The organism is Rhodococcus sp. MT28, from assembly GCF_058792695.1.
The window spans coordinates 25289-40893 of the sequence record NZ_JBXAFD010000006.1 but is presented as its reverse complement, the minus strand read 5'-3'; the positions used below and the strand labels follow the sequence as shown (position 1 = coordinate 40893).

The window sequence follows — 15605 nt, the reverse complement described above, 5'->3', positions numbered from 1 at the left end:
AAGTGGTGGTGCAGCCATCGCCTGCACCACCACTCTTGGCTCAACTCACGTCGGCGTACTTCCTCGGATTTGCGTCGAATCGAGGACCACATCCCTTGCAGCAGAACCAGTACCGATTACCTTCGAAGTCACGGAACAGGCCTTCCGCTTCGGCACGCACCTTCTCGATCACGCTGCCGGGCATGACCCGACATTCGACAAGTTCACTACTGCCAGCGGTGAGTAGGTCTTTCACACCGGTCGGCATCGCCGAACCGACAGCGCCGACATCGCCTTTGGCGTCAGACTTCGGGGTGTTGCCACAGCCACAACTGCTCATTGGGATTCCTGTTCTTTTGCGGGACGGATGCGGCCCGCAAAGCGAGCCCGATACAACCGCCAATATACCCCCTATAGGTATCTTTGACTGAGCCTAAGGGTGCGTTCAGTTGACATCTCGCCGTATAAACCATTGCGGGAGAAAGAATAATGCGTCACCAGTCTCGGATCACCTGCAGCATCACGACACAGTCAACCTTATACCTACTGGGGGTATAGGGTAGGTCTGGCATCAACCAGCCATGTCCGCGAGGTCGTCGACGAAGAGGAGCAATGAAGAACTGGAAAGCAATCGGCAGCAGCCGATTCGCCGTAGTTGGAGCTTTGCTGTTGGTCGGCATGCTCTGGGGAAGCTCGTTCCCCCTGGTTGCTGTGGCAGCACCAACTCTCGGCGCCGTCGGCACGACGCACGGCCGCTTCATTGTTGCAGCGTTGGTTCTCGCGCTGATAACTGCTTCCAGCAGATCGACCTGGCGCGCGGTCGGTCATCGGTTTCCTGCATTCCTACTGCTGGCTGCCCTCAACGTCGCTGGGCCCCTGACGCTTGTCGCAACTGCGATCGTCGGCCTCAACTCGTCGACGGCGTCGATCCTGAACGCCACGACTCCGATGTTCACCGTATTCGTCGCCGCTTTCTGGCTTCGACAAAAGATCACCTGGCGAAAACTCTCGGGGGTCGCGATCGGCATCGTCGGCGTCTCGGTGCTTGTCGGCGGAATTCCGTCAGCGATCGACAGTCGCGCAATGCTGGCCATTGGCGCATCTTTGACCGCGGCGCTGCTGTACGCAGTCGGAGGTGTCTACGCACGAAAGTCGTTCCAGGACACTCCACCCCTGACGCTGGCCCTCGGCCAACAACTTGCCGCGGTCGCCCTCTTGGTGCCGGTGTCCGCCGTCGCTCCCCCTCCGGGGCCCATAACCGTCGGCCCACTCATCGCCGTGGTAGCCCTGGGGCTGGGGGCTACCGCCGGTGGCTACCTGGTCTACTTCTGGATAATTCGTCAGGCGGGTCCAGTCGCGGCATCGGCCGTCACTCTTCTCGTTCCGATTTCGGCATCAGCCATCGGAGTGCTGTGGTTGAACGAGCCTGTTACCTTCGCGCTCGTTGGCGGTCTTGTCATCATTCTTGCCGGAGTCGGCTTGCTCCTGGATCTTCCGCCGACGCGAGATCCATCCCGCAGGGTTGCCCCGGGGCGGGCGGCTAGCGCGGACAAACGGCCGGTCAGCGGCTGATCGGAGCAGTCCAAAGTCCGACCAGCGCGTCGACGAGATCGGTCGTGAAGTCCTCCCATGACGTGACCGCGTCCGGCCCCTCTTCGGCAAGCGTGCGCTCGCGTTCGGCGAACATGTGCACGATCGCATTACGCCCGATGTCCGCGCGGGCGCGTCGAACACTCATCGGCATGTCAGTCAGACAGGCTGAAAGTCCGCGAAGCGTCTCCTGCAGAGTAGGCGAGGCCAGCACCTCGTCGTAAACGATTTTCCGCAGGACCGGGTCGGTGAGAATCTGCGCGCTGAACCGCGCATACCAGGTCGGGCCACCCATTTCGGCGTAGTGATCGGTCGACGCCCGAACCAGACACGAAATCCAGTCACGAACATTTGTGGACCCTTCGATCTCACGCAGCAGTTCGCCACGGTTCTTCTCGACCTGCTGGGAATGCTTGTTCACGATCGCGCGGACCAGATCGGTCTTGGTTCCGAAGTGATATCCGACGGCAGCATTGTTGCCCTGACCTGCCGCGTCGCTCACCTGACGGTTCGAAACCGCGAAGACTCCATGTTCTGCGAACAACTGCTCGGCGACGGCGAGAATGCGGTCTCGGGTTGCAGCAGAGCGCGCGGAATTTGCGGCGCCGCCGACATCGGCCGACGCGTCCTCAGTCCTCGTAGTCATGGACACCATCATCCTCGACCATCCGAAGCTGCTCGGCACCGGAGATATTCGTCACGATCGGAGGCGCACCCTTCCGTTAAGTCAGTCACTTGATTTAACTTTAGTTCAAGCAACTGACTTAAACCATTATTCGTTCTTCCTCCGATGGAGTTACCGCAATGTCGTCAACCACTTCACCACCACCGACAACGCCGCCACAGACAACGAAGTCGCCAGCCACCACCGCAGTGGTGGCTGTTCTGGCGTTTTCCGGCATCGTCGTCTCGCTCATGCAGACGCTGGTGATCCCGATCATCCCGCATCTGCCCGAGTACCTGAACGCGCCGGCGTCCGATACCGCGTGGGCTGTGACCGCCACGTTGCTCGCCGCCGCCGTCGCCGTCCCGACCATGGGCCGCTTGGGCGACATGTTCGGCAAACGCCGTCTGCTCCTGATCAGCATGGCGCTGTTGGTAACCGGTTCCGTAGTCGGAGCCCTCAGTTCGAGCGTGATCCCCCTCGTTGCCGGCCGAATCCTGCAAGGCCTTGCTGCCGGTGTCATTCCGCTGGGTATCAGTGTGATGCGCGACGTGCTTCCACCCAAGAAGCTCGCCGGCGCTGTTGCGATGATGAGCGCTTCGCTGGGAGTCGGTGGCGCTCTAGGTCTTCCGATCGCGGCTTTGATCGCCGAGTACGCCGACTGGCACGTCTTGTTCTGGGCGTCAGCCGTGCTCGGCGCTCTTGCGGCCGTTCTTGTTGTCGTCCTGGTCCCCGAATCGACGGTTCGCACAGGTGGCACGTTCGACTTCGGCGGGGCAATCTCGCTCTCAGCCGCCCTCATCGCTCTACTACTGGCCATTTCCAAGGGTGGCGACTGGGGTTGGACGAGCACGCTCACGCTTTCCCTGTTCGGCGCCGCGATCCTGATATTCGGATTCTGGGCTTGGTGGGAACTACGCACCCCCAAGCCGCTGGTGGATCTACGCGTATCCATCCGCCGCCAGGTGCTCTTCACCAACCTCGCATCGATCGTGTTCGGGTTCGCGATGTTCGCCGCCAGCATGGTCTTTCCCCAGGTAGTCCAGTTGCCTGAAGTCACTGGTTACGGCCTAGGCGGTTCGATGCTCACCGCGGGTCTGGTCATGGCTCCCTCCGGCATCATCATGATGCTGATCTCTCCGCTGTCCTCACGTATCACCAATTCGCACGGCCCCAAGGTGACGCTCATGCTCGGCGCCGTTGTCGTCGCAATCGGTTACGGCATCGGCATTTTCGCCATGCACTCGATTTGGGAACTGATCGTGATCGCCGTGATCATCGGCGCCGGTACCGGTATGGCTTACGGCGCGATGCCCGCTCTCATCATGGGGGCTGTTCCTCCGTCCGAGACCGGTGCAGCCAACAGCTTCAACACCCTGATGCGCTCCCTCGGTACATCATTCGCCAGCGCCATCGCGGGTGTCGTCATCGCCCAGATGACCATGTCCATCGGTGGGGCAACGCTGCCGTCGGAGAACGCTTTCCGCGTTGTCATGGCCCTCGCTGCGGGATCCGCCGTCGTCGCACTCGTCCTGGCCGGTTTCCTCCCTCGGTTCAACAGCTCCAACTCCCGCAAGGAGATTGGTAGCCAGCACACCGATACGTCCCCGACCTCCTCGAAGGAATCCGTTCCGACACACTGAGCCAGCGCGCAATACACACTGCGCTGTACACACAGCCCGGCCCCGGCGGAGTCCAACTCCGTCGGGGCCGACGCGTTTCACACATTTTGCTGTTGATACACCTGCGGACGACAGTTTCGTGACATGCTCCGTTGAGATGGGTGCTCGTTCGATACTCGGGGAAAGGATGCCGCGATCGCCGCTCCTCGTGCTGACGTAGCCCTTGCTGTCGCCGCCGCTGCCGTCCTGGGCATAGGCGTCGGTGTCCTTCTTGCCGATGTCGTCGCCGGCCTGGCTGCAGGTGCGGGTGCTGCAGTGGTATTTCGGTTTGCTCTTCGGATGATCAATACCCGAAAGTGAGCGGTTGTCGAGGGTCCTACTTCAGGACACGGATCGCCGAGCCCGGAAGGATTCCGCTCGATGGCGGATAGATCGACGTTGCCCCGTTGAAGAACATGTGAGCGGGAGTCGTGGATACCGGCAGCAGGTCGACGTCCTTGAACAATGCCCGCTCACTATGTTCCCAGACCTTGCAGGACTCGTCACCGGGAAGAAGCGAAGCCTGAGTAGATAATTCGATGTACTTCTTGTTGTCGAGGGAAGCGAAGTTCACTCCTTCAGGCTTCGGTGGGCCGGTGAAATACTTGGCAAAGATGCTCGGCGTATCACTCCCCAGCGTCAAACCGATGGAAACGTCCCACGACGACAGATCGGTGGTGCTGAATGTGTTGGCGATGACAAAACTGTAGTCGCCGCCGGTCAGTTTCACCTTCGCGCCCAGTCCTTCCCACTGTGTTGCCACGTATTCCGCGGCGGCAGAGTTCGTATCGCGTGAGTTGTTGAAAATCACGTTGAGGGCAAGCGGTCGACCGTCCTTCGTCAGGATGCCGTCGGCCCCCGCCTTCCAACCTGCGTCGGACAGCGTTTTCTTTGCTGCATCGACGTCGAAATCGGGGATCGTCCCTTCGACACTGTTGTAGTCGCAGGCAAGGGGTTCCGAAACCGCGAGGGCGCGTGCGCGGGTTCCTTTACCGCCGGTGGTGATCTCGGTGTAGTCGTCCAGGTCTACTGCCTGCACGAGGGCCTGCCGTACAGCACGGTCTGCCGTGGGTAGGGCCGCGAAATGATTGAAGATGAACTCGCCGGACAACGTGGTGTAGGTCTTCGAATCCAGACCCGCGGCCAAGACTCGTTCCTCGTCCGAACCGGTGACCGCTGCGGCATTCACTCCGCCGGTGAGAACAAGATTCGCCGTCGTACTGGGATCGGTGACAATCTTGATCGTCACTGTCTTCGGCACTCCGAGAGTGCCGGAAGTGGTCTCGCCGTTCGGACTCCAGGTGTAACCGTCGCGTCGTTCCATCGTGATGTGATCGTTGGGAACAACTTCGGTGACCTTGAACAGACCCGTTCCGTTGCTACTCGAACGGATGCTGGCCGGGTCTTCGAGCGTCGCAGCGCACGGAAGCCGCAACGCGCCGATTCGAGAGAGCAGGAAGGGCGCTGGCTCGGCGGTAGTCACCGTCAGTTCGTCACCGTCCGCTGAGGCCGAAGTCGACATCGGCACAGTGGATCCGCGTAGCGGTGAAGCGTTTTCAGGATCCATGACCCAGTTGATGTCATCGGCCGCGGTCTGTGCGGTGAAGGAAGTGCCGTCGGCACAAGTGATGCCCTTCTTGAGCACGAACTTCAGAGTGTTCCCTTCTTCACTCCAGCTCTCCGCCAGATAGGGACGCACAGTGCGTGTTTGCGCGTCGATGTCGATCAACGAATCGTACGAGTACGCGTTCACGATCTGAGTCGACGTAAGGTTGGTGATCAGAGGGTGCAGATTTCCGGGATCGGCGTTGATGACAGTCGTGAAACTGCCGTCCTTTGCATACTCACCGACCGAACCTCCGGGACTGGATGCGCCGCCACACCCGGCCAGGGTGAAAACCCCAACGCTGATAACTGCTGTCGCGGAGACAGAACGGGCTTTCATACGAGCCGCCATCTACTAGGAGTTGCCATGGCGACAATCGTGCGGGATTGACGTGGTCTGTATCTCGTTGAAGTTCCCCATACAGTCGGCCGTACTCTGTTCGATTGTCACTATCGACCGGGCAAGCGCAGACGCTAAGTACGACGCTGCCGTTGACGGTGATTCGCGACGTTGATTCGGTTGCCGCACAACGCCGGCATGCAGTAGCGGCGTCGCCCTCCACGGCTTGTATCGACGAACACCCCGTTGCACGTCGGCGAGGCGCATGGGCGGAATCGTTCGTACCCCAATGTGCGCAGAGTCCCCAGCAACGAGTAGCCGATCAACAGCGCAAGTTCGCCGGTGAGATTGATTCTGCTGTCCGGTACCGCATTCCATCGATAGTCGGACCGGGCATCAGGCACGAGTCGGACGTGATGCGGGACGGTCTGCAGGAGTCGATGAGTGCGATCAACGAGCTCATCAGAAGTCGGAGCATCGAGAATCGAACGAATCCCCTCTCTGAGTTCCTTGACCTCAGCAAGTTCACCGCTGGTAAGCCGACGTCCGTTGGTGAGCGCATCCGGCGAGAGTCCATGTTCGTCCAGTAGATCGTGAAGCGCCTGAGGGGCAGCCAACGCGTCACCTGCCTCCACCCACACGCGGGGCGAGGTATTGACCAAGTCGGTCGCAAACGACGCACCGGCGACGTAATCGTCTAAAACTACTTGCATCCCTTACCGTCCTGCCCTACCGTAATTGAATAACCTAACTTTACACCTTACGGAGGCGGCGGGATGGAACACTGCGCAGACCACAGGCTGCCCGACATACTCCTCGACACCCACAACCGATTACGCCGCGCCGGCACCGTGGCGTCGGGGACACCCGTCGTTGCAGCCGATCTCTACTGGTCGATCGGAGCGCTCGCCCAATGCCTGACCGCGATGGACGAGGTCATTTCACAACTGGGAATCAACGCCCGAAAGCAGTTGCGAGCTGGAAAGTTCGATGTCGAGAGCGGACCGTTCGAAGGACAACCCGACGCTGCCCTGCTCACCGCAGTTCTTGCGCTCGCCCGAGCATCGAGCAGTTGTGAACCAGTTCAGACGGCAATCGGCAATGCCCAGATCGCGGTGAGCGATCTCGTCGTCTCAAGGCCCACCAGCGCTTGACGCCCGCGCTCGCAGCCTGTCCCAATAGAGACTGTATGGTTGGTTTTCAAGCAGCCATCGAGAGCATCGACCAGCAGGAACCGGGTTATCACTGTGAGTGCAGGAACATCGACAATCTACGAGGACCGAACCGTCCGGATCGACGATCAGGGCGTCACGATCCGCCACTACTACTTCCCGTTTGTCAGCAAGTTCGTCCCGTACTCGCAGATCGAATCCGTCGACCTCGGAGTCATGTCATGGCTGAGCGGACGCCTACGAATCTGGGGAACAACAGATTTCAGCTCGTGGTACAGCCTGGATCTTTCACGCCCGTGGAAGGAGACCGCGGTGGTACTCACTCTCGCCGGCCACGGATCGCCTTCGTTCAGCCCCAAGGACGCCGATCGCGTCGAGACCGAAATCCGCAGTCGCATCGGATCACACGCCGCGAACTGACTAGCGGAACTCGGATTCGACGGTGACGATCTCACTCCAGTCGGTTCGATCGAACAACCGCGCCAGCGCAGTGAACAGAACTTCCGGGTCGACGACGCTCTCGGGTGAGTGCACACCGATCCGATCCGAAATCGTTCCGTCGGCGAGCCGGGACACCACCTGAGCAAGGCCGAGCGCCAAGGGGATTCCGGTTGCACCGGCCATGTCCGACAGCAACTCCGACACCGGTGAATCGTCTGCAATCCGGGCCACGACGCGCATCGCTCTTCCGTCGAACATTCCTGTCGCCGAGGCGAAGAACAACGGCAGGGATCCGTGGCCGGCGCGCGTGAGCATTCGAGGCGCAGCACGGATCATCCGTCCGAGCGAAGGCTTGCCCAATTCTTCGGCGGCCGAGTCGAGATCGATTCTCCCCTTGTCGATGTCGGCGCGGAGAACGTCGAGAAACGCCACGGTTTCCGGTGTGATGACCATCAGATTTGCCGAATGCCCCGCAGGATTGATGGTCCGATGAAACATCACCGGCTCCGGATGCCCGACCACGTAAGCGTTCCCCCGACGTCCGCCGGGCAGTTCGAGTGCGATGGAACGCAACGGTTCTTCGTTGACGATTCGCCCCGCACGAACCACCGGAACCTGGCCGCTGATCTGTTGCATCCAGTGAACGGCGGCTGCACTCAATGTGTCCACCGACTCGTCCTCGCCCTCGACATCAACCGGCCAGGCTGTATACAGATCGTCGACCACGTCCAATCGCGAGACTGCCATCGCGGCCAGGAGGTTACTCATCCCGGGACTTGCGCCCATGCCGACTACCGCACAGATTCCGGCTCCCCTCGCGGCACAGTCCAATTCCAGCATGTCGACGGCCGGCTCCCAGTCGTCGCAGATGTCGAGATAGTGAGTCCCGGTCTCGATCGCTGCCTGGAGAATGCCGACGCCGAAACGGAAGAACGGTCCGACCGTATTGACGACCACGTCTGCGCCGTCAAGCAATTCACGTAGCGTGCGACCGTCCGTGACGTCGATGCTGCGCGCCTCGACTTCCGCTGACGCCTGCGCCAGTTCAACTGAAAGACGCTTCGCAGCATCGATATCGCGATCCGCGACTACTACCTTGCCGATTCCCGGCAATGTTGCGGCCAGACGAACTGCTGCCGAGCCCATGGCACCGGCACCACCCAGTGCGACAACCGTGATTCCGTCAGCCATGAATTCCCTCCAAAAATGCAGTCTGATCCGCTAGATAGCCGGGAGCGAAGATCGAACGGGGAGCAAGGACGGCCACCAGAGCGGACCTCACTTCCGAGTCTTCGAGATCCTTGTCCACGATCGAATGCGTAGCGTCGGGGTACTTCTTGACCACCAATTGCCCTGGAGTGTCCAACAATTCGCGATACACCCTTTCGGTATCAGCCACGTCGACGTTGACGTCTTGTCCGCCGATGATCAAGAGCACCGGAACCTTCACGGTTTCGAGATCGGCTCGCGCATCCGAGAGGTAGTTCTTTCGGATGAAGTTCCACCGGTCTTCGGTGAGACCGTCGGCCTCGCCGGAGGCCACGAGATCGTCGAACGATGCATCACGGGCCAACTGATCCAAGTTCTTCGCACGATCGACCCGCGCTTTCTCGAACTCGTCGGCCGACGCATTTCTCTCGGAAAGTTCGGCTAGGGTATTGAATTCGCCTTGTTGGAGCCAGTTGATCGCGGGACCCACGGCAATGACGAACGCTACGTCCGGGTCGAGGTTCACCACCTTGGGCATCACCCACCCTGCCTGGCTTGCACCCCACAGACCGATCCGAGACGGATCGATATCCGAACGTCCCCGCGCCCACTCGATTGCCGCTTCCGTTTCTGCCGCGCGATCGTCCATGCTCTGGTCGAGCCAATTGCCCGGTGCCCCATTCACCCCCGGCTTGTCCCAGGAGAGTGACGCGTACCCCGCCTTTGCGAACGCCTCCCACACCGGTCGATAGAACGTCTCATGTGTTGCATCGACCGGGCCGTCTCCGTGGACGAAAACCACGAGCCCGAAGGGACCGTCACCGTGTTCCGGCAGTGCAAGGACTCCCTGGAGCGGCACCGATCCCCCGGTGATCGTCACTTTTTCCTCACGGATGTCATAGGTGTTCTGGTACAGCGTCCAGCCCACCAGAGTCGCGATCAGAACAACGACCACCGCCAGGGAAGTAACCATCCACCTGCGTAAACGAGGCTTACTCTTGCCCTCGCTCATCGATTCCGCTGCCATCTTCCCGCCCTAACGTACGAATTTGAAACGATCGTATTGCATTCGATAGTACAGTTGTGGGCGAAGATGTCGAGAAGTGAGGAAAGGACATGGCGATGACCGACAGGGACGTCGATGTACCCACGAGGATCTTGATCGAGGGACTACTGCGCACGGACGGAACTGTCGACGGACGCACCCTTTATGCCACCGCCGACGCCCTCGGCAAAACTGATCAACAGGTTCGGCTGTGCATCAAGCGGTTGGTCACCGAGGGGAAGTTCACTCAGGAAGGTCGCGGGCGGCAGGCCACGCTACGAGCAACGCCGAAAGCCCTGCGCGAGATGGAACCCGACGTCGAATTCGTTCGGCTGGCCTATCGACAAGACCGCGACACTGTGACGCCGTGGGACGGGTATTGGCACCTGGCCGGATTCGCAATTCCGGAGTCGTCACGGAAAGCGCGAGATGCGCTGCGCACCAGGGTCGTTTATCTCGGCGGCGCGCTCGTCCAGGGCGGTCTGTACGTCTCGCCGCACGCCTGGGAACCGTATATTCGCGATGCGGCCGCCGAACTCGACGTCGAACAGCACCTGTCTTCTCTCACCACTCGAGATCTGAAAGTGGGCACTCTCGAAGACCCCGTGAAGATTGCCGCGCAGTTGTGGCCACTGGACCAGATCGCTGACGGATACGAACGGCTACTCGACGTAGCGACCGCACGCCTGCACAAACTGCAGAACAGTCCGGGTACCGATGCTGTCACGATGACCATCGAACTCGCGGCGGAATTCACGCGAGCCATGGAACCGGATCCGCTGTTGCCGCCGGAACTACTGCCCACCAACTGGATCGGCACGAGGGCTCGGTCGATCACTGCGCAGTGCTGGACGCTTCTGGCACAGGTGGACGGTGCCGACGAATTACCGTCGCTGTTCCACCTGTACGCAGATGCAATCGGTGACGATCAGGATGCAAGCGTGCGCTGACGGGGCGGCAGTCCGAAACGCCCGAGAACCTCGTCGACTGCGGTGGACGGTGTGACAAGTCCGCGATCCTGAAGCCACGGAATGGTGCTGTCCACCAGATGCTCGAGCGTTCGAGGCAATGCGAGAGGCAGCAACGTAACGCCGTCGGCGACCTCCGCAGCTCGGATATCGGCGATCAAACTGCCGAGACCGGAAGGCGTTCCGACGTAATGAAGCGAAACGGGAACCCGCGGCGAGGTCAACGCGCTGTCCAACTGCGCAAGCTCCTTACGAGCGGAGCGAGCCTCCGGCGCGATCAGAATCTCGAGATCGACCAGCACTGCGACGCTGTCGGGATCGCGTCCTTCTTCGGCGACGGCAGCGCGTATACGTGCGCGTTCGAGCTGTGCCTCACGCAGATCCGCAGCGCGAATCCGAACCACATTGGTAGGGAATGAAGCCAAATCGAGAGCCTTTTCACCCTCGGTGAGGTCCACCCAGTAGTCGCCGCCGATGATGGGCAGGTTGCCGGGTGCGCCCTCAGCGGCCGGATGGTGACCGAATCCGGTCAACTCGACCGCTACGTGCAGAGAATGCGAAGCGAGTGAAGACATGTGAGACCTCCGAAAATCAGAAAAGTATGGGATGAGCGAGACGAATCGTCAGCTCGAACACATTCCTGAAGAGGTGCGGCACAGATCGACATGGCGACGGCACCACTGACCGAGAGTGATGCTCACTCTCGAAGGGGTGGCGGGAAAATCCGCTGGTGCCATGGCTGCCATGCTAGTTGTCCGTTCGAGTTTTCGGGGACCGAGCTCAGCTCAGACGCACTCGGCTGCGCCGGCATTGTCGTCTGCGGCTCCGAGGAAGGGGCGGGTCTCGGGCACAGGGTTCCACGCACCTGCCGTCTTCGCGTACTTCCAATCACGCTGATTCGAAACCAGGATGTTCACGGCGTCGACCAACCGCGTCACGTCGTCCGAGCTGCTACCGAGGCCGAGGCTGGCGCGAACTGCACCGCCGGAGAGGCCGAGGCGCGCGAGTACCGGATGTGCGCAGAAGCGACCGTCGCGAACTCCGATGCCGTGCTCGGCGGAGAGGAATGCGGCGATCTCGCCCGCTTCGAATCCGTCAACGGTGAAGGTGACGATTCCGACGGCGTCAGGAGCGTCGTTCCACAGTCGCACGAGTGAGACGCCCTCGATGGCGGACAAGCCGTCAGTGAGCTGGGCGGTGAGCGCCTTCTCATGCTCGGCGATCACGTCGAAGTCCAGGGCGTGCAGGGTTTCGCAGGCGGTCGCGATGGCAGCCGCACCGAGCACGTTGGGGGAACCCGCCTCGTGGCGTGCGGGCGCGCAAGCCCACTCGGTGGACGCGATGGTCACCTCACGCACGGCGCCGCCGCCGGCGAGGTACGGCTGAGCTTCGTCGAGCCAGTCACGGCGGCCGACGAGAACGCCGGCGCCGAAGGGCGCGTACAGCTTGTGGCCCGAGAACGCTACGTAGTCGACGCCGCATTCCTGCAGGTCGATGCGACGGTGGGGAGCCAACTGAGCAGCGTCGACGAGGATACGTGCGCCGCAACGGTGAGCGATGTCAGCCAAACGTGCAATCGGCAGGATCTCACCGGTCACGTTGGAGGCCCCGGTGATTGCGAGCAGCGCGGCAGGCTTGGTGCACAGTTCACCGATCAGACGCTCGATCGTTTCTTCGATGGTGTCTGCGGCGGTGACGATACGAGCGTCGTTCCACGGCAACAGGTTTGCGTGATGCTCGACGTCGAGGACGACGGTGCTGCCGGGGACGCACTGCGCAAGCAGGTTCAGCGAATCGGTGGTGTTCCGGGTGAAGACGACAACCTGATCGTCGGCACAGTTCACGAAACGAGCAACGGATTCACGAGCGTTCTCGTAGGTGAGCGTGGAGATCCGGGACGCGTAGCCGGCACCGCGGTGGACGCTGGCGTATGTCGGCAGCAACTCGGCGATACGGTCGGTGACCTGGGCCAATGCCGGCGCACTCGCGGCGTAGTCGAAGTTGGCGTAGGAGCATTCGCCACCCTGAACCAATGGAACCTGCAGGTCGGCACCCGAAACCTTGGCAATCGCGGTGGTGCAGCAGGTGTCGGCACTCAATACAGCAGTCATCGAAGACAATCCTCACGTTCAAGGACTCGTTCGTCGGGAGATGGCCCCGGAAGAGTCCGCGCTTGCCGCATTCGTTTTCGAACGCAGCCGGGTCGTCACCCGGAGCACCCCACCGCGGAGGAGGGTTGCCGACCAGCAAGCCGGGGCTGAACACTGGTACTCGTGACCTGGCAACGAGGATGGCAGGAACCTCCCGTGCTTGTCAAGACGAAGCCGCGAAGATCTCCGTCAGGGCGCGATGGTCCGGCAAGCAAGGTGGAGCGCGAGTCTCGTTTCCGGATCTGCGAGATCCACCGAGAGAAGGCGCTGAATTCTATCGATCCGACTCGATACGGTGTTGCGGTGCAACCCCATTCGGGTTGCGGTGTGAGCCAGAGACGATTCTTCGTCGAGGTACGTCGACAGAGTCTCGAGCAACTCTCCATTGGAATCGCGTAGCGGTGCGAGCAATGCTGCGGCCGCAGGCTGGAAGGTGTCGGTTCGCGTCCACGCCAGCAGCAACTGCGCCAGCCCGAGGCGGTCCACGTGCAGGAATCGACCTGTTTGAGATCGGGAACCGGCGAGCCGAGCGGCATCCCCGGCCTCCGACAGGGACGAACCGATTCCGGCCGGGCCGTCGTGTGCGCGTCCCACACCTACCCAGGTCTCCATCGTGGGTTCCAACCTGGCCTGAGCTGCACGGATGCACTCGGCGATCCTGGTGATCGCCTCCGGTCGCGGCTCACCTGGCAGAGTCGTCCACGCCGCCCAGCCGTCAGCCTGTTCCACGACATTGGCGTCGATTCCCTCGGCGGCGAGAGCATCTGCAACCTCGCTGCGTCTTGCCACCAGGTCGACCTCACCGACCGCCAGGACTTTGATGCCGATGTGCCATCCGTCCAGCATCCAACCCGCGTCGAGTGCGCGCCGGAGCAGTCCGGGTGTGGCGTCTGCTGACGTGTCGATCAGTTCACCGAGCAACGCGCTACGCCGGCGCGCTTCACGCTCGTCGACCATGCGCGCAACGGCCAGTCGGTGCCCGGCAGCCAACGAGGCCACGTCGAGAACCACTGAGAGAGAAGCCTCTTCGACGCTTTGACGCACCGGGAGCAGCACCGCCAGCCAGGGCTCTCGGGCTGCGCCGGACATCACCGGGCACGCAATCAGGACCGCGCCGGAGTCCAATTCGACCGTGGTGGGCGCCCCGCGACCCGACAACATACCGGCAGCTGCTCGATCAGCGTCTGACAACAGGTCGGCGCCGGTCATCGGACGTCCGGACGTGTCCAGGAGAAAGAATGAACGCTGAAAGGTGTTCAGTAGCACCGACAGAAGATTCTCGACGCTTCCTCCGGCTCGTTGGCCCGCGTGTGTCGCCCGCAGTACTGCGTCGGCCATCACCGCCCGCGAATTCGAGAGAAGATCACGAAGATCCACGCTGAACTGCCACGGGTCGGATACTCCGAGCACCACCAGTCCGAGCCGATCGGCAAGCAACGAGAGATTCGCATCCTCCGCCGCAGCGCTGTGCACAGCGACCACCTGGCAGCCGGTCGCCGCTGTGCGCCGAAGGAGAGCGTCGAATCTCCACTCCCCGATGTCGATTCGATCGAGAATCACCAGAACTGATCCTGAACTCGCCGCACCCGACACGGCCTCGGCCGACTGTGCCGATTCCCCGGTGAGTGCTCCCACTGTCGTCACGACGGGATCACCCTCCCCGGCAAGTCGATACAGCCCGACAAAGGCCGGGTTGTTCAGCAACGCCGAAACACTCGCGCTCATCGCGCCTCCATCAGCACTGCGTCGTGGTCGATCCCGAATGCCCGCGGGCCGACAACTTTCAATCTGCCCACTTTTTCCGCCCACCACTGTGGACCGGGAAGAACCAACACGGCCACATCGTGCCCCTGGTGCACGGATTCACACGAGACGAAGGCGCCGGTCCGCACGTCGAGCAACGTCACGATGTCCGGGCACGTTGCAATCATCTCGCCGTCCAACGCGACGGTCAGGAACTCACTCTCGAATTCGACTCGTATCACCGCAGAATCGTGTTCGAGAATCACGCTGCCCCGACGATCGCCGGTGTCCGGACGACTACGACGGACCGCACGCACCCGGCCAGTCCCCATTACCAGGGCCCCGGAGCTTTCCGCGATCTCCTGCCAACTGCCCAGTGCCCCGATGTGCTGACCCAGTTCGTGTGCTCGGGAGAGAGTTCCCGGAATGCACGCCTCCTGCACCGTCCGCGCATCGATCGACGCGATCGCCAGAGCGCCCCAACCGCTGGTTCTCCCGATCAACGACCGCACTGCTACCTCGGCGCCGAGCACATCCACTCCGTCGACGACGGTAATGAGGCCGCCGGGCTGGGCGAGTGTGACCGGGCACAATTCCAACCCGGCTGCGGCGAGAGAGAAGTGATCGAGCCGCGGCATCGCTCGACCCAGCAGGTCCGCGTCGACCACGGGAATTCCCAACGCCAACGCCGCCGCAATGCCGGAGAGAGCGTTGAGTCCACCGCCTTCGAAAGTCATCACCGCGGTCGGACGCTTCCCGGTCCAGCGCGTCAAAGCTGCTGCAGTATCTGCGAACTCACGCCCGGAGGGCAATTGCTCCTCCAAAGCCAGGGCCGATCCGACGATTCCCACCGGCATCACCAATGCCTCCTCCGGCAACTGGTCCGGCGCGATGACCTCCACCGAAGTAGACGTCATCAGTGGACGCAGCAATTCCACGAACAAGCGTGGATCGCCGCCCCCGCCGCAGCCCAGGACCACCGCCCCCGCTGCGATCGCGTCGAGGTCGGCCTCCCGGACCGCGTGCAGCCTGCTCACG

The 15605-nt window shown here is 61.7% G+C and carries 15 protein-coding genes and 1 riboswitch; of the genes, 5 read left to right on the top strand and 10 right to left on the bottom strand.

The annotated features are described in order from the left end of the window. Positions 1-40 precede the first annotated feature (40 nt). On the bottom strand, positions 41-319 hold the full coding sequence (locus tag AC1Q6C_RS22690) for a YHS domain-containing protein (RefSeq protein ID WP_041814605.1): 279 nt from the start codon (positions 317-319) through the stop codon (positions 41-43). A 272-nt stretch (positions 320-591) separates the two neighbouring features. Between AC1Q6C_RS22690 and AC1Q6C_RS22685 the strand changes: the two genes are divergently transcribed. Next, on the top strand, positions 592-1551 hold the full coding sequence (locus tag AC1Q6C_RS22685; RefSeq protein WP_209921989.1) for a DMT family transporter: 960 nt from the start codon (positions 592-594) through the stop codon (positions 1549-1551). On the opposite strand, the gene AC1Q6C_RS22680 is transcribed toward AC1Q6C_RS22685, so the two are convergent. Then, complete coding sequence (locus tag AC1Q6C_RS22680) at positions 1541-2215, bottom strand: TetR/AcrR family transcriptional regulator (protein ID WP_042450572.1); 675 nt, start codon at positions 2213-2215, stop codon at positions 1541-1543. The two genes, AC1Q6C_RS22685 and AC1Q6C_RS22680, sit on opposite strands and share 11 nt — an antisense overlap. A gap of 158 nt (positions 2216-2373) precedes the next feature. On the opposite strand from AC1Q6C_RS22680, the gene AC1Q6C_RS22675 reads away from it, so the two are divergent. Then, positions 2374-3876 (top strand): MFS transporter, encoded by a 1503-nt coding sequence (locus tag AC1Q6C_RS22675; protein ID WP_058227979.1) that lies wholly within the window; start codon positions 2374-2376, stop codon positions 3874-3876. Between the two features lie 355 nt (positions 3877-4231). Here the strand turns inward: AC1Q6C_RS22675 and AC1Q6C_RS22670 are convergent, their stop codons facing one another. Further along, a complete protein-coding gene (locus AC1Q6C_RS22670) occupies positions 4232-5839 on the bottom strand; it encodes an ABC transporter substrate-binding protein (RefSeq protein ID WP_492666822.1) in 1608 nt (535 codons plus the stop codon). Between the two features lie 134 nt (positions 5840-5973). Then, the gene (locus AC1Q6C_RS22665; RefSeq protein ID WP_042450527.1) at positions 5974-6552 is read right to left on the bottom strand and encodes a CGNR zinc finger domain-containing protein; all 579 of its coding nucleotides are present in this window, start codon (positions 6550-6552) and stop codon (positions 5974-5976) included. Positions 6553-6615: 63 nt separating this feature from the next. On the opposite strand from AC1Q6C_RS22665, the gene AC1Q6C_RS22660 reads away from it, so the two are divergent. Beyond that, positions 6616-6993: a hypothetical protein gene (locus AC1Q6C_RS22660; protein ID WP_230359462.1), complete on the top strand. Its 378-nt coding sequence runs from the start codon at positions 6616-6618 to the stop codon at positions 6991-6993. A gap of 93 nt (positions 6994-7086) precedes the next feature. Then, entirely contained in the window at positions 7087-7431 is a 345-nt protein-coding gene (locus tag AC1Q6C_RS22655) for a PH domain-containing protein (RefSeq protein WP_042922749.1), read from the top strand. Here AC1Q6C_RS22655 and AC1Q6C_RS22650 read toward each other — a convergent pair whose 3' ends face one another. Both AC1Q6C_RS22650 and AC1Q6C_RS22645 read right to left on the bottom strand, forming a co-directional pair. Beyond that, positions 7432-8643, bottom strand: a complete 1212-nt coding sequence (locus AC1Q6C_RS22650; protein ID WP_054187867.1) for a saccharopine dehydrogenase family protein — start codon at positions 8641-8643, stop codon at positions 7432-7434. Then, positions 8636-9634 (bottom strand): alpha/beta hydrolase family protein, encoded by a 999-nt coding sequence (locus AC1Q6C_RS22645; RefSeq protein ID WP_042450570.1) that lies wholly within the window; start codon positions 9632-9634, stop codon positions 8636-8638. Before AC1Q6C_RS22645 ends, AC1Q6C_RS22650 begins: the two co-directional genes overlap by 8 nt. Positions 9635-9777: 143 nt before the next feature. Here AC1Q6C_RS22645 and AC1Q6C_RS22640 point away from each other — a divergent pair, with 143 nt between their 5' ends. Further along, the gene (locus AC1Q6C_RS22640) at positions 9778-10656 is read left to right on the top strand and encodes a DNA-binding transcriptional regulator (RefSeq protein ID WP_054827727.1); all 879 of its coding nucleotides are present in this window, start codon (positions 9778-9780) and stop codon (positions 10654-10656) included. Here AC1Q6C_RS22640 and AC1Q6C_RS22635 read toward each other — a convergent pair. The 4 genes from AC1Q6C_RS22635 to AC1Q6C_RS22620 form a co-directional block, all read right to left on the bottom strand. Continuing rightward, positions 10635-11249: an LLM class oxidoreductase gene (locus tag AC1Q6C_RS22635; protein WP_042922755.1), complete on the bottom strand. Its 615-nt coding sequence runs from the start codon at positions 11247-11249 to the stop codon at positions 10635-10637. The two genes, AC1Q6C_RS22640 and AC1Q6C_RS22635, sit on opposite strands and share 22 nt — an antisense overlap. A 210-nt stretch (positions 11250-11459) precedes the next feature. Next, the gene (locus AC1Q6C_RS22630; protein ID WP_230359460.1) at positions 11460-12785 is read right to left on the bottom strand and encodes an aminotransferase class V-fold PLP-dependent enzyme; all 1326 of its coding nucleotides are present in this window, start codon (positions 12783-12785) and stop codon (positions 11460-11462) included. Between the two features lie 53 nt (positions 12786-12838). Beyond that, positions 12839-12953, bottom strand: a riboswitch (SAM riboswitch). A 60-nt stretch (positions 12954-13013) separates the two neighbouring features. After that, the gene (locus AC1Q6C_RS22625; RefSeq protein ID WP_050655921.1) at positions 13014-14549 is read right to left on the bottom strand and encodes a PucR family transcriptional regulator; all 1536 of its coding nucleotides are present in this window, start codon (positions 14547-14549) and stop codon (positions 13014-13016) included. Beyond that, the gene (locus AC1Q6C_RS22620; protein ID WP_214927053.1) at positions 14546-15604 is read right to left on the bottom strand and encodes a DUF917 domain-containing protein; all 1059 of its coding nucleotides are present in this window, start codon (positions 15602-15604) and stop codon (positions 14546-14548) included. Before AC1Q6C_RS22620 ends, AC1Q6C_RS22625 begins: the two co-directional genes overlap by 4 nt. Between the last annotated feature and the right edge of the window lies 1 nt (position 15605).

Bases quoted from the DNA above. Each gene is read 5' to 3' on its own strand.
- AC1Q6C_RS22690 (WP_041814605.1), bottom strand. From the start codon at position 319: ATGAGCAGTTGTGGCTGTGGCAACACCCCGAAGTCTGACGCCAAAGGC.
- AC1Q6C_RS22685 (WP_209921989.1), top strand. From the start codon at position 592: ATGAAGAACTGGAAAGCAATCGGCAGCAGCCGATTCGCCGTAGTTGGA.
- AC1Q6C_RS22680 (WP_042450572.1), bottom strand. From the start codon at position 2,215: ATGACTACGAGGACTGAGGACGCGTCGGCCGATGTCGGCGGCGCCGCA.
- AC1Q6C_RS22675 (WP_058227979.1), top strand. From the start codon at position 2,374: ATGTCGTCAACCACTTCACCACCACCGACAACGCCGCCACAGACAACG.
- AC1Q6C_RS22670 (WP_492666822.1), bottom strand. From the start codon at position 5,839: ATGAAAGCCCGTTCTGTCTCCGCGACAGCAGTTATCAGCGTTGGGGTT.
- AC1Q6C_RS22665 (WP_042450527.1), bottom strand. From the start codon at position 6,552: ATGCAAGTAGTTTTAGACGATTACGTCGCCGGTGCGTCGTTTGCGACC.
- AC1Q6C_RS22660 (WP_230359462.1), top strand. From the start codon at position 6,616: ATGGAACACTGCGCAGACCACAGGCTGCCCGACATACTCCTCGACACC.
- AC1Q6C_RS22650 (WP_054187867.1), bottom strand. From the start codon at position 8,643: ATGGCTGACGGAATCACGGTTGTCGCACTGGGTGGTGCCGGTGCCATG.
- AC1Q6C_RS22645 (WP_042450570.1), bottom strand. From the start codon at position 9,634: ATGGTTACTTCCCTGGCGGTGGTCGTTGTTCTGATCGCGACTCTGGTG.
- AC1Q6C_RS22640 (WP_054827727.1), top strand. From the start codon at position 9,778: ATGGCGATGACCGACAGGGACGTCGATGTACCCACGAGGATCTTGATC.
- AC1Q6C_RS22635 (WP_042922755.1), bottom strand. From the start codon at position 11,249: ATGTCTTCACTCGCTTCGCATTCTCTGCACGTAGCGGTCGAGTTGACC.
- AC1Q6C_RS22630 (WP_230359460.1), bottom strand. From the start codon at position 12,785: ATGACTGCTGTATTGAGTGCCGACACCTGCTGCACCACCGCGATTGCC.
- AC1Q6C_RS22625 (WP_050655921.1), bottom strand. From the start codon at position 14,549: ATGAGCGCGAGTGTTTCGGCGTTGCTGAACAACCCGGCCTTTGTCGGG.